17 protein-coding genes are annotated in these 18,402 nt (G+C 63.7%); 10 read left to right on the top strand and 7 right to left on the bottom strand.

Translation table 11 applies throughout. From position 1 onward, the window contains the following. Window positions 1–225 precede the first annotated feature (225 nt). From lon to tgt, 3 genes are all read right to left on the bottom strand, one after another. Complete coding sequence (gene lon / locus ACFSUD_RS09495; RefSeq protein WP_386373763.1) at window positions 226–2,637, bottom strand: endopeptidase La; 2,412 nt, start codon at window positions 2,635–2,637, stop codon at window positions 226–228. 280 nt (window positions 2,638–2,917) lie between these two features. Beyond that, window positions 2,918–4,015, bottom strand: a complete 1,098-nt coding sequence (locus ACFSUD_RS09500) for an alkene reductase (protein ID WP_386373765.1) — start codon at window positions 4,013–4,015, stop codon at window positions 2,918–2,920. A gap of 106 nt (window positions 4,016–4,121) precedes the next feature. Then, window positions 4,122–5,249: a tRNA guanosine(34) transglycosylase Tgt gene (gene tgt / locus ACFSUD_RS09505; protein WP_386373767.1), complete on the bottom strand. Its 1,128-nt coding sequence runs from the start codon at window positions 5,247–5,249 to the stop codon at window positions 4,122–4,124. A 194-nt stretch (window positions 5,250–5,443) separates the two neighbouring features. Between tgt and ACFSUD_RS09510 the strand changes: the two genes are divergently transcribed. From ACFSUD_RS09510 to tpiA, 9 genes are all read left to right on the top strand, one after another. Further along, window positions 5,444–7,117 (top strand): mechanosensitive ion channel family protein, encoded by a 1,674-nt coding sequence (locus tag ACFSUD_RS09510; protein WP_386373769.1) that lies wholly within the window; start codon window positions 5,444–5,446, stop codon window positions 7,115–7,117. Window positions 7,118–7,173: 56 nt separating this feature from the next. After that, window positions 7,174–8,559, top strand: a complete 1,386-nt coding sequence (gene rimK / locus ACFSUD_RS09515) for a 30S ribosomal protein S6--L-glutamate ligase (protein WP_386373771.1) — start codon at window positions 7,174–7,176, stop codon at window positions 8,557–8,559. Between the two features lie 159 nt (window positions 8,560–8,718). Next, complete coding sequence (locus ACFSUD_RS09520; protein ID WP_386373773.1) at window positions 8,719–9,024, top strand: hypothetical protein; 306 nt, start codon at window positions 8,719–8,721, stop codon at window positions 9,022–9,024. 82 nt (window positions 9,025–9,106) lie between these two features. Beyond that, window positions 9,107–9,952, top strand: coding sequence for a 2-keto-4-pentenoate hydratase (locus ACFSUD_RS09525; protein ID WP_386373775.1), 846 nt, complete (start codon window positions 9,107–9,109; stop codon window positions 9,950–9,952). 107 nt (window positions 9,953–10,059) lie between these two features. Next, the gene (locus ACFSUD_RS09530; RefSeq protein WP_386373777.1) at window positions 10,060–10,422 is read left to right on the top strand and encodes an SUF system Fe-S cluster assembly protein; all 363 of its coding nucleotides are present in this window, start codon (window positions 10,060–10,062) and stop codon (window positions 10,420–10,422) included. A gap of 108 nt (window positions 10,423–10,530) precedes the next feature. Further along, window positions 10,531–11,166 carry a hypothetical protein gene (locus ACFSUD_RS09535; protein ID WP_386373779.1) on the top strand — a complete coding sequence of 212 codons (636 nt, stop codon included), beginning with the start codon at window positions 10,531–10,533 and terminating at the stop codon, window positions 11,164–11,166. A 116-nt stretch (window positions 11,167–11,282) separates the two neighbouring features. Next, entirely contained in the window at window positions 11,283–11,993 is a 711-nt protein-coding gene (locus ACFSUD_RS09540; RefSeq protein WP_386373781.1) for a DUF3307 domain-containing protein, read from the top strand. 46 nt (window positions 11,994–12,039) lie between these two features. After that, the gene (locus ACFSUD_RS09545) at window positions 12,040–12,390 is read left to right on the top strand and encodes a HesB/IscA family protein (protein ID WP_386373783.1); all 351 of its coding nucleotides are present in this window, start codon (window positions 12,040–12,042) and stop codon (window positions 12,388–12,390) included. A gap of 82 nt (window positions 12,391–12,472) precedes the next feature. Then, window positions 12,473–13,222 (top strand): triose-phosphate isomerase, encoded by a 750-nt coding sequence (tpiA, locus tag ACFSUD_RS09550; protein WP_386373785.1) that lies wholly within the window; start codon window positions 12,473–12,475, stop codon window positions 13,220–13,222. A gap of 84 nt (window positions 13,223–13,306) precedes the next feature. On the opposite strand, the gene ACFSUD_RS09555 is transcribed toward tpiA, so the two are convergent. The 3 genes from ACFSUD_RS09555 to ACFSUD_RS09565 form a co-directional block, all read right to left on the bottom strand. Continuing rightward, on the bottom strand, window positions 13,307–14,683 hold the full coding sequence (locus ACFSUD_RS09555; protein WP_386373787.1) for a TRAP transporter large permease: 1,377 nt from the start codon (window positions 14,681–14,683) through the stop codon (window positions 13,307–13,309). A gap of 4 nt (window positions 14,684–14,687) precedes the next feature. Continuing rightward, window positions 14,688–15,368, bottom strand: coding sequence for a TRAP transporter small permease (locus ACFSUD_RS09560; RefSeq protein WP_386373789.1), 681 nt, complete (start codon window positions 15,366–15,368; stop codon window positions 14,688–14,690). A gap of 115 nt (window positions 15,369–15,483) precedes the next feature. Beyond that, the gene (locus ACFSUD_RS09565; protein ID WP_386373791.1) at window positions 15,484–16,485 is read right to left on the bottom strand and encodes a TRAP transporter substrate-binding protein; all 1,002 of its coding nucleotides are present in this window, start codon (window positions 16,483–16,485) and stop codon (window positions 15,484–15,486) included. Window positions 16,486–16,719: 234 nt separating this feature from the next. On the opposite strand from ACFSUD_RS09565, the gene ACFSUD_RS09570 reads away from it, so the two are divergent. After that, entirely contained in the window at window positions 16,720–17,901 is a 1,182-nt protein-coding gene (locus ACFSUD_RS09570) for a cytochrome P450 (RefSeq protein ID WP_386373793.1), read from the top strand. A gap of 9 nt (window positions 17,902–17,910) precedes the next feature. Here ACFSUD_RS09570 and ACFSUD_RS09575 read toward each other — a convergent pair whose 3' ends face one another. Further along, window positions 17,911–18,372, bottom strand: coding sequence for an Lrp/AsnC family transcriptional regulator (locus ACFSUD_RS09575; protein ID WP_386373795.1), 462 nt, complete (start codon window positions 18,370–18,372; stop codon window positions 17,911–17,913). Between the last annotated feature and the right edge of the window lie 30 nt (window positions 18,373–18,402).

The following is an 18,402-nucleotide window of genomic DNA, read 5'->3' on the forward strand; positions in this document are numbered from 1 at the left end:
AGCCGCATCGACGATCTGCTGCCGTGGAACTTCAGGACGTCAAGCTGAACCGACAGTGCTATCCCGCGACCGCTTACGAACCACCTTCAATAGCTGAAACAATTGTCGCCGAGGCTACGCCCAACCAATCGGCATTGCCAGCCCTGCCGACACCTCCGCTGATGCGACGCCCCAACGCGAAAACGCCCCGGAGGTCCGGGGCGTTCTCTTCGCGCTTAGAGGCGCTTAATGGGTGGTCGGGCTGTCGCCGGAGCCGGATTTCTCCGCCATCCGGGCCGCTGCGGCGGCTTCCTCGGCTGCCTCGTCCCAATCGATCGGCTCGGGCTGGCGCACCAGCGCGTGTTTCAGCACTTCCGAGACATGTTTCACCGGGATAATCTTCAACCCTTCCTTCACATTGTCCGGGATCTCCGGCAGATCCTTCTCATTCTCCTCCGGGATCAGCACCGTGGTGATGCCGCCCCTCAGAGCCGCGAGAAGTTTCTCCTTCAATCCGCCGATCGGCATGGCGTTCCCGCGCAGCGAAACCTCGCCGGTCATCGCGATGTCGCGCCGCACCGGGATCTGGGTCAGCACCGACACGATCGAGGTCACCATCGCCAGACCGGCCGAAGGCCCGTCCTTGGGGGTGGCGCCGTCCGGCACGTGGACGTGGATGTCCAGCGTGTCGAATTTCGGCGGTTTCACTCCGAGCTGCGGCGAGATCGAGCGCACGTAGGAGCTTGCCGCATCGATGCTTTCCTTCATCACGTCGCCGAGCTTGCCGGTGGTCTTCATCCGGCCCTTGCCAGGCAGGCGCAAAGCCTCGATCGGCAGGAGCTCGCCGCCCACGGAAGTATAGGCCAGCCCGGTCACGACACCGATCTGATCCTCAAGTTCGGCCAGCCCGTAGCGGTGCTTTTTGACCCCGAGAAATTCCTCGAGATTGTCGCCCGTGACGGTAATGCTCTCGGCTTCCTTCTTGACGATCTTGGTCAGCGACTTGCGCGCCACCTTGGCAATTTCGCGCTCAAGGTTCCGCACGCCTGCCTCGCGGGTGTAGTAGCGGATCATGCCGGTCAGCGCCGAATCCTCGATGGAGAATTCCTTGGCCTTGAGCCCGTGGTTCTTGATCTGCTTGGCCACCAGATGCTGCTTGGCGATCTCGCGCTTCTCGTCCTCGGTGTAGCCCGCCAGCGGAATGATCTCCATCCGGTCGAGCAGCGGCCCCGGCATGTTGTAGCTGTTCGACGTGGTCAGGAACATCACGTTGCTGAGGTCGTATTCGACCTCCATATAGTGATCCACGAATGTGGAGTTCTGTTCCGGATCAAGCACTTCGAGCATGGCAGAGGCCGGATCACCGCGGAAGTCCTGACCCATCTTGTCGATCTCGTCGAGCAGGATCAGCGGGTTGGTGGTCTTGGCTTTCTTCAGCGCCTGGATGATCTTGCCCGGCATCGAGCCGATGTAGGTCCGGCGGTGACCGCGGATCTCGCTCTCATCGCGCACGCCGCCGAGCGAGATGCGGATGAACTCGCGCCCCGTGGCCTTGGCGACCGATTTGCCCAGCGAGGTCTTGCCGACGCCCGGAGGGCCGACGAGACACATGATCGGGCCTTTCATCTTGCTCGAACGCTGCTGCACCGCGAGATATTCGACGATCCGCTCCTTGACCTTTTCGAGCCCGTAATGGTCGTCATCGAGGATCTTCTGTGCCTTGCCGAGGTCCTTCTTGACGCGCGACTTGACGCCCCACGGGATGCTCAGCATCCAGTCGAGATAGTTGCGCACCACCGTGGCTTCGGCGCTCATCGGGCTCATGTTCTTGAGCTTCTTGAGCTCGGCCTCGGCCTTTTCCCGGGCTTCCTTGCTCAGCTTGGTCTCGGCGATCTTGGCTTCGAGCTCGGCTACCTCGTTCTTGCCGTCCTCGCCATCGCCCAGCTCCTGCTGGATCGCCTTCATCTGTTCGTTCAGATAATACTCGCGCTGGGTCCGCTCCATCTGCGACTTGACGCGGGTCTTGATCTTCTTCTCGACCTGCAGCACGGACATCTCGCCCTGCATCAGGCCATAGACCTTCTCCAGCCGCTCGGAGACGCTGAGGGTCTCCAGCAGGTCCTGTTTCTGCTCGACGTCGATGCCGAGATGACCGGCCACGAGATCGGCCAGACGCGCCGGTTCGGCGGATTCGCCGACGGCGGTCAACGCCTCTTCGGGAACGTTCTTCTTGACCTTGGCATAGCGCTCGAATTCATCGGCGACCGAGCGCAGCAGCGCCTTGGTGGTAGCCGCGTCACCGGGCATCTCGGTCAGATATTCGGCGCGCGCCTCGAAGAAGCTTTCGTTGTCGAGATATTCGGTGATCCGCACCCGCGCCTGCCCCTCGACCAGCACCTTGACGGTGCCGTCGGGCAGTTTCAGCAGCTGCAGGACATTGGCCAGCACCCCGGCCTTGTAGATGCCGCTCGCTTCGGGATCATCCTCACCGGGATCGATCTGGCTCGACAGCAGGATCTGCTTGTCATCGGCCATGACTTCCTCAAGGGCGCGAACGGATTTCTCCCGGCCCACGAAAAGCGGCACGATCATATGCGGGAACACCACGATGTCGCGCAGCGGCAAGACCGGGTATGATGCGTTCAGAGGCTCTAACATGCTCTTTTCCTTGTATTAGCAAGACAGACCGGGCCCCTTCATAGGCAACCGCCGCTGTCTCCTGTTCTGGGTTAGGTATCTGTGCACCCTGCCCGCCTGTTTCAATCCCTTGTCATCCTCCCGGTGTCACTATGACGTGACACAGGGCCTCCGCGCGGGGCTTCGCCAACATGACCCCCAACGCGGCGGGAGGCAAGATTTGATCGGTGCTTTTTGCAAAGCCGCCCCGCAGAGCGGATCTGCGGGGCGGATAGGTTTCGTCGGCTTCTGCGCGGCAGGATCAGGCGGCGGATTTTTCCTGCAGGGTAGGATAATCGGTATATCCCTCACGCCCCCCGCCATAATATGTTTCCTGATCGCCCTCATTCAGCGGCGCATTCCGTTCAAGCCGCTCAGCGAGGTCAGGGTTGGCGATGTAGGGCCGCCCGAAGGCCACCAGGTCGACGTCACCCCCGGCAACTGCCTTGATCGCGAGATCGCGGTCATAATCGTTGTTGCCCATGTAGGGCCCGTCAAACAGCTTGCGCAGCGCTGCGATGCTTTCACCCTCATCCAGCGCGCGCGAGCCGCCGGTGGCGCCTTCGACCATGTGCAGATAGGCCAGATTGTAGCGGTTCAGCGCCTTCACGACATATTCGAAGGTTTCCTGCGGATCGGCGTCCTCGATACCGTTGGCCGGTGAGAACGGCGACAGGCGCAGGCCGACCCGGTCTCCGCCCCAGACCTCGGTCACGGCGTCGAGCACCTCCATCAGCAACCGCGCCCGGTTTTCGACGGAGCCGCCATAGGCGTCATCGCGGTGGTTGGAGCCGGTCTTGAGAAACTGGTCGAGCAGGTAGCCATTGGCGCCGTGCACCTCGACGCCGTCGAACCCGGCTTTCTTCGCTAACTTCGCCGCGTGGGCATAATCGGCCACCACGCGGGGCAATTCATCCAGCGACAGGGCGCGCGGTGTCGAGGTTTCCTCAAACCCGTTGGCGGTGAAGGTCTTGACCCCGGCGGCGATCGCCGAGGGGGCGACCGGCTTGGCGCCGCCGGGCTGCAGCGACACATGGCTGATCCGGCCCACATGCCAGAGCTGCACGACGATCTTGCCGCCTTCCTCATGCACCGCGTCGGTAACTTTCTTCCAGGCCGCGACCTGACCTTCGGTATGAATCCCGGGCGTCTGGATATAGCCCTTGCCCTCGGCGCTGATCTGCGTCGCCTCGGTGATGATCAACCCGGCCCCGGCGCGCTGGCGGTAGTAATCGACATGCATGTCGAGCACTTCGCCGCTGTCATCGTCGGCGCGGTTGCGGGTCAGCGGGGCCATGACGATCCGGTTGTTCAGATCGATGGCACCGGCGGTGAAGGGCGTGAATAATTTCTCGGTCATGAAAGGTCCTTTCGCGTTGCGTTGCGAGAAGACCTAGTCAGCAGCAGTCGCGCAACAAGGGCGGACACGGTCACGTGAGGGGTGCTGACGCGGGGTCATACCCTGTTCAGAGCGGTTCGATATCGCCCTCGGCCCGCCCGGCATGGAAATCCGCCTGCCAGGCGTCGAACGTGCCTGCGGCGATCGCGTCACGCATACACGCCATGATGTCCTGAAAATACTGCAGATTGTGCCAGGTCAGCAGCATCGAGGAAATGATCTCCTGACTGCGGAACACGTGATGCAGATAGGCGCGCGAATAGCCGCGACAGGCCGGGCAGCTGCAGTTTTCATCCAAGGGGCGCGGATCGTCCTGATGGCGGGCGTTCTTGATGTTGAGCACGCCGTGGCGGGTAAAGACCTGCCCGGTGCGCCCCGAGCGTGAGGGCAGCACGCAATCCATCATGTCGATGCCGCGCGCCACGGCGCCGACGATGTCATCGGGCTTGCCGACCCCCATCAGGTAGCGCGGCTTGTCCTGCGGCAGCATGTCGGGCGCGAAATCGAGACAGGAGAACATCGCGCCCTGCCCTTCACCCACCGCCAGACCGCCGACCGCATAGCCGTCAAAACCGATCTCCTTGAGCGCCTCGGCGCTTTCCTCGCGGAAATCCTGTTCGAGCCCGCCCTGCTGGATGCCGAACAACATGTGACCGGGGCGATCCCCGAAAGCCTCGCGGCTGCGCGCGGCCCATCGCATCGACATGCGCATGCTCTCGGCAATGCGCTCGCGGTCGGCGGGTAGTGCCGGACATTCGTCGAAACACATGACGATGTCGGAGCCGAGCAGCGCCTGGATTTCCATCGAACGTTCCGGGGTGATTTCGTGTTTCGAGCCGTCGATATGGCTCTTGAAGGTCACGCCGCGCTCGGTGAGCTTGCGCAGCCCGGCGAGGCTCATCACCTGGAAACCGCCGCTGTCGGTCAGGATCGGCTTGTCCCAGTTCATGAACCTGTGCAGCCCGCCAAGCGAGGCGACCCGCTCCGCCGTCGGGCGCAGCATCAGGTGATAGGTATTGCCAAGCAGGATATCGGCGCCCGTGGAGGCGACGCTTTCGGGCATCATCGCCTTGACCGTCGCGGCCGTGCCGACTGGCATGAAAGCCGGGGTGCGGATCTCGCCCCGGGTAGTCCTGATCACCCCGGTGCGGGCCTTGCCGTCCTGTGCCCTGAGCTCAAATCCCGTCTGTGTCATCGCGCCATCCTCTGCTTTGACCCGGCGATAAACCAGCCGCGGGAAACATGCAACGAAAGCCCCGGCTGCCCTCGCCGGTCGCATCGCGGGCGGGCCAGTGCGGCGCTGAGAAGACGCGGCGTCGCACCGCGATATCCTTCGGGTTTTCACGGCAGGCTATTGATCTGGGCGGTTGCGGTCTAAGTTGCGGATCTATGTGGATTGTCTGCTCCTTCCTGCGCCCGCTCACCCTGCGGCTGCTCACGATGCTTTGCCTCTCGCTCGTCGCCCTCGCCGCGGCGGCGGCGCAGGAGGATTGGTTTGAGACCGACAGCCTGAACCTCGGTCTCGGCCCGCCCCCCGCCTCGCTCGATCGCGACACGCCGATGGCAGTGATGGAGAACTTTCTCTTCCTCACCAGAAAGGGACATTACAGCGAGGCCGCGCATCTTCTTGATCTCAGCGATCTTCCGCAGGGCCAGCAGGCCGAAATCGGCGCCGAGCGCGCCTTCCAGCTCTCGGTCGTGCTCGAACGCAAGGTGGTGATCCCCTGGTCCACACTGGCCGACCGCCCCGATGGCTGGCTCTCCGGCTCGCCCGACAACAACGACACCGGCCGCGTGCGCCGCTCGATCCTGGTCGACCGGCTGGAGCTTGACGATCACAACGTGCCGATGCGGATCAACCGGATCAAGGCCGGCGAGGATGCCGATCCGGTCTGGGTCTTCTCGCGGCAGACGGTGGACAACATCCCGGGCTGGCATGATCTCTACGGCCCGACAAAGCTGGAAGCCTCGCTGCCCTCCTGGGCGCGGCAGCAGAGCATCTGGGGCATGTATACCTGGGAAGTGCTCTTCGTGCCGTTGCTGCTGGCGCTGGCCATGATCGTGGCGGTGTCCGCCTTCCGGCTGCTGCGTCGGCTCGGCGATCACGCCAAACACCGCTCGGTGCGTTTCGTCGCCCGGTCCCTGCCCTGGCCGGTCGCGATCACCCTCTTCGGGCTGATCGTCGGCACCGGGACAAAACGGGTGCTGGTGGTTTCCGGGGTTATCGATGCGGTGCTCGGGCCGATCCTGCTGATCGCCTATGTGGTCGCCGCCTCGATGGCGCTGGTGCTGATCATCGACGAGATCTTCGACCGGATCAGCGTCAACACGCCCTATGAGCTGGCCGATCCGAAGAACGCCCATATGCGCGCCATGGCGACAACGATCTCGGCAGCGCGCAAGGCGGTGATCGTCATCGCGGTACTCGCCGGGACCGGCGTGGTGCTGACTTCGATCAACACGTTCAACACGCTCGGTTTCTCGCTCCTCGCCTCGGCCGGTGCGCTGACCATCGTTCTCGGTTTCGCAGCCCGCGAAGTGCTTGGCAATATCCTCGCCTCGGTGCAGATCGCGCTCAACCGGTCCGCGCGGATCGGCGACCAGCTGATCTTCGAGGGGCATTTCTGCACCGTCGAGCGGATCCATTTCACCTATGTGCAGCTGATGATCTGGAACGGCACGCGCTATATCGTCCCGGTCAGCTATTTCATCAGCGACGCTTTCGAGAACTGGTCGATTGAAGATAACGAGATGGTCCGCCCGATCGAGCTGACCCTGGCGCAGGGCGCCGACGTCGCGGCACTGCGCAAGGTGTTCTTCGAGCTGCTTGCCGAGGAGGATCCCGACGAGGTCGCACCGCTCGATCGCGCCCATGTCCATGTGACCGAACACAGCGTCTTCGGGATCAAGGTCCGGTTCGAAGTGCCGACCGCCAACCCGGCGACCTTCTGGGACATCGAATGCCGGATCCGCGAGCGGCTGCTTGCCGAGGCCCACCGGATCGAGGATGAGACCGGTCGCCCGATGCTGCCGCCACCACCGCAGGATCGCCCGGAGGCTTGATGCCACAGACACCGCCCTATAGGCAGATGATCCACGCCAGTTTGAGGAACATACGAATGGAAAAGCTGACTTTCGGCTGGGAGGAATGGGTTGCCCTGCCCGATCTCGGGCTGCCCGCGCTCAAGGCCAAGGTCGATACCGGCGCGCGCACTTCGGCGCTGCATGCCCATGATATCGAGATCTTCGGCCCCAGTGCCAAGCCCAAGGTCCGCTTCAACGTGCATCCGATTGCCGGGCGCGAGGATATCTCGATCACCTGTTCCGCGCCGATCATCGACCGCCGCGAGGTGACTTCTTCGAACGGCGAATCCGAAACCCGTTTCGTGATCGCCACCAATCTCGAGGTGGCCGGGCAGAGCTGGCCGATCGAGATCACGCTGACCAACCGGGCGGGAATGAACAGCCGGATGCTGCTCGGACGTCAGGCGCTGCACGGGCATATCTCGATCACCGCCACCGAAAAGCGGTTGCAGCCTGACCTGAGCTATGACGTCTATCACACCGCCGCGGTGCGCCGCGAGGCGCCCAAGCGGGCCCTGCGCATCGCCGTGCTGAGCCGGGAGGACAATTATTCGACCCGCCGTCTCGTCGAGGTCGGCGAGGCACGCGGCCATTCGGTCGAGGTGATCGACACCACCCGCTGTTACATGGCGATCAACGCCCTGGCGCCGGAAGTGCATTACGATGGCAAGCCGCTGCCGCGCTATGACGCCGTGATCCCGCGTATCGGCGCATCGATCACCCCCTATGGCTGCGCCGTGATCCGTCAGTTCGAGACCATCGGCACCTATTGTGTCAACGGCTCGGCCGGGATCACCGCCAGCCGCGACAAGCTGCATGCCCATCAGGTGCTGGCCGCCAAGCGCATCGGCATGCCCGCCACCGCCTTCGCCGCGTCGCCCAAGGACACGTCCAACCTCATGGCGCTGGTCGGCACCGCGCCGCTGATCGTCAAGCTGCTGGAATCGACGCAGGGCAAGGGCGTGGTGCTGGCCGAGACCAAGAAGGCCGCCGAATCCGTGATCGATGCCTTCCGTGGGCTCAAGGCCAACTTCCTCGTACAGGATTTCGTCAAGGAAGCGGCGGGGGAGGATATCCGCTGTCTGGTGGTGGCGGGCAAGGTCGTCGCGGCGATGAAGCGTACCGGGGCGGAGGGCGATTTCCGCTCGAACCTGCACCGGGGCGGCTCCGCGAAGGTGGTACGGATCACCAAGACCGAACGGGACACCGCGGTACGGGCCGCGCGGGCCTTCGGTCTGGGCAAGGCCGGGGTGGACCTGCTGCGCTCCTCTGACGGGCCGAAAGTGCTGGAGGTCAATTCCTCCCCCGGTTTCGAGGGGATCGAGAACGCCACCGGCAAGGACATCGTCGGCAAGCTCTATGACGAGATCGAGGCCAAGGTGAAACCCCAGCCGGTGCGCAAGCGCAGAACAGGCAGCTGAGACGGCATGCGGGATCCTTCCCATGACATTTTCACGTCGCATCCGTGATGCGGCGTGAGTTGATATTTCAGTCTCCAAACTACATTTTATAGGTAGGGAGGCCGATATTCTCCTGGAACATTCGTCTCCCTTTGACGCAACGCCGCAAAGGAGAATGTGATGTTCAAACGTATCTTCACCACCGCTCTGGTCTTCGGCATGGTCGCGCTGGCACCGCCCGTTCATGCGGCAGCCTGTGCCAAACACGAAGATCTGACGCGGCAACTCACCCTCAAATATGACGAGACCCTGACCGCACGCGGCCTGCAGAACAGCGAAACGCTGATGGAGATCTGGAGTTCTCAGGAGAGCGGCAGCTACACCGTGCTGCTCACCCATGCCAACGGGATCGCCTGTATCGTCTCCACCGGCAGTCACTGGCTGGTGCAGACACCGGTTGCAAAGCTCGACGATACCCCGAGCTGAGCGATGCGAGGGCCGCTGAGGACTTGCGCCGCACCCAATGCAGGCTAAGCTCGTCGGCATCAGCAGCCGACAGGAGCCGCCCATGCCGCGCATCGTCCTTGCCGCCCTCGCCGTGATCACTGCCACGACCGCGCATGCCGATTGCGCCAGCGATGCGCAGATTGCCGATTTCGTCGCCGCGCTTGATGCCAATGAACCGGCGAAAGCGCTCGGCGACGGTGGCAGCATGGATGATGCGCTCTGTATCCAGGAAAAGCTCGCCACCGCGCTCGCGCCGAGCATGGGCAAGGTGATCGGGTACAAGGCCGGTCTGACCTCGCCTCCGGCACAGCAGCGTTTCGAGGTCGACGAACCGGTGCGCGGCCTGCTCTTCGAGAAGATGATGCTGCCGGACGGCGCCACCATTCCTGTCCGCTTCGGGGCGACACCCATGGTGGAAAGCGACCTGGTACTGGTGGTGGGCGACGCTGCGATCAACGCGGCGGAGTCTCCGGGCGAGGTCATGGCCCATGTGAGCGCGATCCATCCCTTCATCGAATTGCCCGACCTGATGTTGGCCAAGGGCGAACCGATCACCGCGATCACCCTCACCGCCATGGCCGTCGGTCCGAAACTCGGTGTGCTCGGCGACGCAATCCCGGTGGAGGACGCCGCGGCCATGGATGCAGCGCTGGCGAATATGGAGGTGACCCTGCGCGACGGGGCGGGAACGGTGGTCTCCACCGCCCCCGGCAGCGCCGTGCTCGGTCATCCGGCAAATTCGGTGCTCTGGCTGATCGGCAAGGGCGTCTCGCTTCAGCCCGGCGACCTGGTCAGCGTCGGCTCCTTCGGCCCGTTAGTGCCCGCGGCGCAGATGAACGGCGGTGCCTCGGCGAGCTATGTCGGACTGCCCGGTGATCCGCGCATCTCGGTGAACTTCAGCGAATGACCCGCGCCACAATGGGCATCGCACCGCCGCGATTGACCGGCCCCGCCCTCTGGACGCCGGTCGCCGCAATCCCTATATAATCGCTCAGGATCACATGCGAGGCCCCGATGACCGACCAGACCCAGCCGCTCGAAGGAACCCCCCTGATTGCGCCGTCCACCACGGACCATCCGCTCTACGAGTCGGTGGTCGAAGCCTGTCGCACGGTCTATGACCCTGAAATTCCGGTCAATATCTATGAGCTCGGGCTGATCTACACGATCGACATCAACGAGTCCAACGAGGTCGATATCAAGATGTCCCTGACCGCGCCGGGCTGCCCGGTGGCAGGAGAGATGCCCGGCTGGGTCGCCGATGCGGTAGAGCCGATCCCCGGCGTTAAGCAGGTCGATGTCGCGCTGGTCTGGGAGCCGCCCTGGGGCATGGACATGATGTCGGACGAAGCGCGGCTCGAACTCGGCTTCATGTAATCTGCGCGCCGCAGGTCTCGTCGCCCACCGTTACCCCGTCTCCCCGCCGCGCCCTTGCGCGGCGCTTTGCTTCCTGCGACATTGCCCGGTAAAAAGGCGCAGCGGCACATGACGGATTGGGCAGTCTTCACCGGCGACATCGTGAAATCCTCCGAACTCGGCTCGGAGCAATTGTCGCGGATCTTCAGCTCTCTCGAGGAGGCCGCCGACGAGGTCGCGCGCTGGCAGGACGCTCCCACCCTCTTTACCCGCTTTCGCGGCGATGGCTGGCAGATGGCCGTCGCCCCGGCGCTCACCTTCCGGGCGCTGCTGGCCATGCGTGCCGCGGTGCGCCGGGTCGGCAAGGGGCTCGACTCCCGGATCGGCATCGGGATTGGGCAGGGCCGGATTCCGGGCGATGATCTCTCCGGCGCGGAGGGCGTGGCCTTCCTGCATTCGGGCCATGCGCTCGACGAGATGAAACGGACCTTGCGCATGAGCGCTCCCGAAGCCGATTTGTCGCTGCGCCTGCTGCTGCCGCTGGCCGACCAGATCATCGACGGCTGGACCGCCCGCCAGGCCGAGATCGCCTATCTGCTGCTCCCTCCCGAGGCCCCGACCCAATCCGAGGTCGCCGACCGGCTCGGCCAGACCCGCCAGAGCGTGCAGCAACAGGCCGATCAATCCGGCATCATGGCCCTGCTGGAAAGCTGCACGCTGCTGGAAAACCCCGCTAAAGGCGAAACAGGGGGATATGAAAACTAGCAGGTGATTTAACCTGCTTACCAAAAAAACAGGCGATAAAGCCTGCTTCACCAAATAGCAGGTGATTTTACCTGTCACACCCTGAACCAGCCCGTCACCAGTTCCCGGATATCGTCATGGCGTTTCTCACCTCGGCCCCTTTCCTCGCCCTGCTCACCGCGCATCTGCTGGCCGATTTCGTGTTCCAGACCGACTGGATGGTCGCCCACAAACGCAATCCCGGCGTGCTGGCGCTGCACGGGCTGGCGGTCTTCCTGCTGAGCGTCGCGGCGCTGGGCGGACATGCGGAGATCGCGCTGCTGCTGGCGCTGGTGCATCTGGGGATCGACGCGATCAAGGTCTATTCCCTGCCCGACACCCTCCTGACCTATCTCGCGGATCAGGCCGCGCATCTGCTCACCCTGGCGGTCATCGCCGTGGCGCTTCCCGATCTCGTCGACACCGGGCTCTGGGCCGGTCATGCGACGGAGATCCTGCCCGCCGCCGTGCTGCTCAGCGGCGGCATTGCCGCGACGCTGGCGGGCGGCCCGGCGGTCGGGCTGCTGATGGCGCGCTACCGCGCCGACGCGCAGCCCGACGGCCTGCCCAACGCCGGGCGCACCATCGGCCTGCTCGAACGCGGGCTGATCTACCTCATGGTGCTGATCGGGGAACCCACCGGCATCGGCTTCCTGATCGCCGCCAAGTCGATCCTGCGTTTCGACACCGTCTCGCGCGACCGCAGCATCAGCGAATACGTGATCATCGGCACGCTCGCCTCCTTCGGCTGGGCATTGCTGATTGCCTTCGCCGCCAAGGCATTGGCGATTTCGCTGCCCCCGGCTTGAGATTGCCCGCCCGCCCCCTTATCTTGCGCTCAAAGGAGTATGTTTCATGTTCGGCATCCCCGGCAAACAAGCGGTCAACATCACCCCGAAGGCAGCGGGCCAGATCTCCAGGCTGATGGCGCAGGCAGGCCATGCGGGCCTGCGCATCGGCGTGCGAAAGGGCGGCTGCGCGGGTATGGAATACACAATGGAATATGTCGATGTGGCAGACCCCAATGACGAAGTCGTTGAACAGGACGGCGCCCGGGTGATGATCGCCCCGATGGCGCAGATGTTCCTGTTCGGCACCGAGATCGATTACGAGACCTCGCTGCTCGAATCCGGCTTCAAGTTCAACAACCCCAATGTCACCGAGGCCTGCGGCTGCGGTGAATCGATCAAATTCGCCGACAGCTGAGATTTAAATCCACCCGGCGCGCGTTGCCGCCTCTTCACCGCGATGTTACCAGAGCGGAACCGCGATGAAGAAGAGGCAGAACATGCGACGCAAACTGGCCGCTGGCAATTGGAAGATGAATGGCACCGGTGCCGCGCTGGAAGAACTCGACGAGCTTTCCCGCATGATCGGCACCACCGCGCTGCAGGTGGTGATCTGCCCGCCCGCCCCGCTGCTCTACCGCGCCTGCGAGGCGGCGCAGGACAGCATCATCGCCATCGGCGGCCAGGATTGCCACAGCGCGGCGGCGGGGGCCCATACCGGTGACATCTCCGCCGCGATGATCGCCGATACCGGCGCGCAATATGTAATCCTCGGCCATTCCGAACGCCGCGCCGACCATCACGAAAGCGACGCCGACATCCACGCCAAGGTCAAGGCCGCCTGGGCCGCCGAGCTGACCGCCATCCTGTGCATCGGCGAAACCGCCGAGCAGCAGCAATCCGGCACCACGCTGGAGATCCTCGCAACGCAGCTTGCAGGCTCCCTGCCCGACGCGGTCAGCGCCACCAACACCGTGATCGCCTATGAACCGGTCTGGGCCATCGGCACCGGCAAGGTGCCAAGCCTGGAGCAGATCGCCGAAACACATGATTTCATCCGCGATACCCTGATCACCCGCTTCGGCGAGACCACCGGCAATGCTGTTCCGCTGCTCTACGGCGGCTCGGTCAAACCCGACAACGCCGAGACCATCTTCAGGGCCGAAAACGTCGACGGCGCCCTGGTCGGCGGCGCCTCCCTCAAGGCCAGCGATTTCGCCCCGATCATCGCCGCGCTCGACAGAGCCTGAGCTTCACCCTTTCCCAAATACTCGAAATCCGACCCCGGACGGAGGGCGGCTCGTCGCGATGACGTACTGCCCCCGCCCCGATGTCTAGTTGGTAATGATCTCCGGCCCCATCATCAGCGTCGGCAGCCAGGTCGACAGGATCGGGATATAGGTCACCATGATCAGAAACATGAAGAGCACCGCCAGGAACGGCAGCGCCGCGCGCACCACGGACATCATCGGCATGTTGGCCACGCCCGAGGTGACGAACAGGTTGAGCCCCACCGGCGGTGTGATCATGCCGATTTCCATGTTGACCACCATGATGATGCCGAGGTGGATCGGGTCGATGCCGAGCTCGATGGCGATCGGGAACACCAGTGGTGCGACGATCACCAGCAGGCCCGAGGGCTCCATGAACTGACCGCCGATCAGCAGGATCACGTTGACGATCACCAGGAACACGATCGGCCCGAACCCGGCACTGAGCATCGCCGCCGAGATCTGCTGCGGGATCTGCTCGTCGGTCAGCACATGTTTGAGGATCAGCGCATTGGCGATGATGAACATCAGCGTCACGGTCAGCTTGCCCGCCTCGAACAGCGTGTCGCGGGTATCCCGGTGCCAGAACACCGAGAGCAGAGCCAGCGGCTTGTTCCACAGCGGCAGGTTCCGCCCCCCGCCCGCCACATGCAGCGGCCCCATGTCGCGATAGACGAAACAGGCGATCAGGAAGGCATAGACCGCGGCCACGGCCGCGGCCTCGGTCGGGGTGAAGATCCCGCCATATATACCACCGAGGATGATCACGATCAGGAACAGCCCCCAGCCCGCCTCGCGCCCGCTCTGCCATACTTCGCCCCAGCCGCGCCATTCGCCCTTGGGCAGGTCCTTGACCTTGGCCATGACATAGATCGTCACCATCAGCATGGTCCCGGCCAGCAGCCCCGGCACGACCCCGGCCAGAAACATCCGCCCGACCGAAACATCGGTGGCGCTGGCATAGACCACCATCACGATGCTCGGCGGGATCAGGATGCCCAGCGTGCCGGCATTGGCGATCACCCCGGCGGCGAAATCGCGGCTGTAGCCGACCTGCCGCATCCCGGCGATCACGATGGAACCGATGGCCACCACCGTCGCGGGGGACGAACCGCTGAGCGCGGCGAAGAGCATGCAGGCAAAGACCCCGGCAATCGCCAGTCCGCCGGGCAGATGCCCGACCAGCGCGATGGAAAACCGGATGATCCGCCGCGCCACCCCGCCTGTCGACATAAAGGAGGACGCCAGAATGAAGAACGGGATCGCCAGCAGCGTGTAATGCCCGGCCATCGCCTGGAACAGCGTCTGCGCGATCGAGGCCAGCGAGGTATCCGACAGGACCAGCAGGAACAGGATCGAGGACATGCCGAGGCTGACGGCAATGGGAACGCCGATCAGCATCAACCCGATCACCATGGCAAAGAGTATGACGACTTCCATGGGCTCAGTCTTCCGCGTTCATATGCTTGATTTCGAGCACCGCATCCTCGGCCTCATGTCCGACGATCAGCGCCTCCTGCCGGTCGCGCCAGACCCGCCAGCACGCCTGCAGGAAGCGCAGCAGCAAGAGCGCCGTGCCCAGGGGCAGGATGGCATAGGGAATGAAACGGGGCAGTTTCTCATAGGCTTCGCCCTCGTTCATCACGGGCTCGATGAAGCGCAGCCAATCGGGCATGGGCAGGTCGACGACCTCGTACCAGGCCTGATCGCGGCTCTGCGCGAAACCGGTGGGAAACCAGCGCCCCGTGGTGGCATCAAGCCCGGCGAAAGGGGCCCAGTAATCCCAGGCGCCCTTCAGCAGCAGGGCCGCATAGATGACGCAGATCAGCCCCGCGAGCAGCGCCAGCGTCTTGCGGATCGGGTGCCCGAAGAGGTTGATCACCGCATCGACACCCAGATGCGCGGTCACCTTGACCGCATAGCTGACGCCGAAGAGCACCAGCCACGCGAACAGGAAGGTCACGGCTTCGAGCCCCCAGATCAACCCGGTGTTGAACCCGTAGCGCAGGACCACGTTGATGAAGGTGATCACCGTCATCAGCCCGAGGATCACTGCAATCGCGGTCTCCTCGAATTCATGGACAAAACGCCCGAACCCGTCGCGTGGTCGATAATGAGCAGACATCGCGCCCTCCCTGCCGTCTGATACGTCACATGATCCCGTCCGGCTCGGGAGCCGGTCAGGGATGTCAAACGATCCGGCCCCGCCGGGAACCGGATCCCGAAAGCGACGGAGGGCGTCAGTGGGTCAGGTTGATCTGCTGCGCCGCGTCGATATTGTCCTGACCGACATCGTCGATGAACTGGTCCCAGACCGGCTTCATCGCGTCGACCCAGACCTGGCGCTGCGCATCGTCAAGCTCGATGATCTCGGTGCCGGTGTCGAGGATCGCCTGACGCGCATCGGCATCGACCTCGCTGACCGCCGCATTGCGCTCGGCGGTGACTTCCTCGACGATGGTGCCAAGCTGGGTGCGCACATCCTCGGGCAGCCCCTCCCACCAATCGGTCGAGGTCACGACCATGTAATCGAGCACGCCGTGGTTGGTCTCGGTGATGCCGTCCTGCACTTCGAAGAACTTCTGACCATAGATGTTGGACCAGGTGTTCTCCTGCCCGTCGACAACCCCGGTCTGCAATGCCCCGTAAACCTCGGAAAACGCCATCGGCTGCGGCGAGACGCCGATCGCCTCCATCTGCGCCTTGATCACCTCGGAGGGCTGCACGCGGAATTTCAGCCCCCTGGCATCCTCGGGCGTCACGAGCGGCTTGTTGGCCGACATCTGCTTCATGCCGTTGTGCCAGAAGGCCAGCCCCTTGAGCCCGCGCCGCTCCATCGAGCTCTTCATCTTCTCACCGGCTTCGGAATTCTGGAATTCATCTACCGCTTCGATGTTCTTGAATACGAAGGGCAGGTCGAAGAGCCGGAAGACCTTGGTGAACTGCTCGAATTTCGACAGCGAGGGCGCAGCCATCTGCACATCGCCCTGCAGCATCGCCTCGAGCACCTTGTCATCGTCATAGAGCGTCGAGTTCGGGAACACCTCCATGCAGGCCTTGCCATCCATCTCCTCGTTGACGCGTTTTTCCAGCAACGAGGCGGCCAGCCCCTTGGGGTGTTTGTCGGTATTGGTCACATGGCTGAACTTGATCACGATCTCGCCGTCGTCACAGGCGGCGGCAACCGCACCGGCGCTGACGCTCAGGGACAGGGCGATGGTGGCAATGGTCAGTCGTTTCATAGGTTCTCCTCCCAGAGATTGATCCTGCATTCTTATGCTTATGCGCGGCGGCCGCAGGGCGGCCAATCGCGCCCGGCCGCATCGCTCGCGATGTGCAGAAGGCTATTTTATCACGGCTTTTCGGCCACACTGCAAATCATACTTGCCGACCTTTCGGCATTTGCGCCAAGCCGACCCGGTGCGCAGGGGCTTTGTCCTCTTGCATCCCCCTGCCCGCCCGGCCTAGCTGAGCGCATGAACAAGCTGCATCTCGACCCCCGCAACCCCGCCTTTGTCCAGAATCCCTACACCGCCTATGCGCAGGCGCGCCGCGACGGGCCGGTGCTGTTCTGGGAGGATTACGGCATGTATGCCGCCTTTGATGGCGCAAACGTGCAGGCGCTGCTGCGCGACCGTCGCCTCGGACGGGAGATCCCGGTGGAGCAGCGCCCGGCGCCGCAGCCGCATCTTGCCGCATTTGACGCGATCGAGACCCATTCGATGCTGGAACTCGAACCGCCGCGCCACACCCGCCTGCGCGGTCTGGTGCTGCGCGCCTTCACCTCGCGGCGCATCGGCGCACTGCGCCCTGATATCGAAGCGGTGAGCCGCGATCTGATTGCCGGATTGCCGCAGGGGGACTTCGACCTGATCCCGGCCTATTGCACGCAATTGCCGGTGCGCATCATCGCCCGGCTGCTCGGCGTGCCCGAGACGATGGCGCCCGATCTGCTGGCCTGGTCCAACGCCATGGTGGCGATGTATCAGGCCAACCGCGACCGGCAGATTGAGGACGCCGCCAATGCTGCCGCCGCCGAATTCACCGCCTTCCTGCGCGATTACATCGAGCAGCGCCGCACCGACCCGCGCGACGACCTGATCACCCAATTGATCGCGGCGGAAGAGGATGGCAGCAAGCTCAGCAATGACGAGATGATCGGCACCTGCGTGCTGCTGCTCAACGCCGGGCATGAAGCGACGGTCCATTCGCTCGGAAATTCGGTAAAATGCCTGCTCGAACACGACACGCCGCGCGACATGCTGGCGCCCGAGCGGGTGAATGCCACCGTCGAGGAGCTGCTGCGCTATGACCCGCCGCTGCATCTTTTCACCCGCTATGCCTATGCCGACATCGAACTTGGCGCAGTGACGCTGAAGAAAGGCGAGCAGATCGCGCTGATCCTCGGTGCCGCCGGGCGCGATCCGGCCCTGCACACAGCGCCCGATGACTTCGATCCCGCCCGCCCGGCCAAGCCCCATGCGGCCTTCGGGGGCGGGCTGCATTTCTGCGTCGGGGCGCCGCTGGCGCGGCTTGAGTTGCAGACCGCCTTGCCGATGCTCTTTGACGCGCTGCCGCAGATGCGGCTGGCCGAGGAACCGTGCTACGCCGACACGTTCCACTTCCATCGGCTCGAACGGCTGATGGTCACCCGCTGAGGGCCGCGATCAGAGCGGCAGCATCGTGGTGGACTTGATCTCCTCCATCGACAGCAGCGCGGTGACATTATGCACCCGCACCTCGGAAATCAGCGCCTGGTAGAAGGCGTCATAGGCCCGCGCGTTCTTGACCCGGACCTTGAGGATATAGTCGATGTCCCCGGCCAGCCGATGTGCCTCCTGCACTTCCGGGCGGTCCTGCAGCGCCTTCAGAAACGCCGCCTGCCATTCCGCCTCATGTTCCGAGGTGCGGATCAACACAAAGAAACAGGCCTCGAACCCGAGCGCTTCCGAATCGAGCACCACCGTCTGCTGACCGATCACCCCGGCTTCGCGCAGCTTGCGGATGCGATTCCAGACCGGGGTCTTGGACGAGCCGACTTCGCGGGCAATATCGTCGAGCGACTGGCTGGCATCGCGTTGCAGCTGGGCCAGGATTTTCCTGTCAGTGTCGTCGATCCGGACATTCATTCCATACTTCCTTCTTTACCATGACGCTTG

The sequence above is a fragment of the Sulfitobacter aestuarii genome (assembly GCF_042685005.1).
Lineage (GTDB): Bacteria > Pseudomonadota > Alphaproteobacteria > Rhodobacterales > Rhodobacteraceae > Sulfitobacter > Sulfitobacter aestuarii.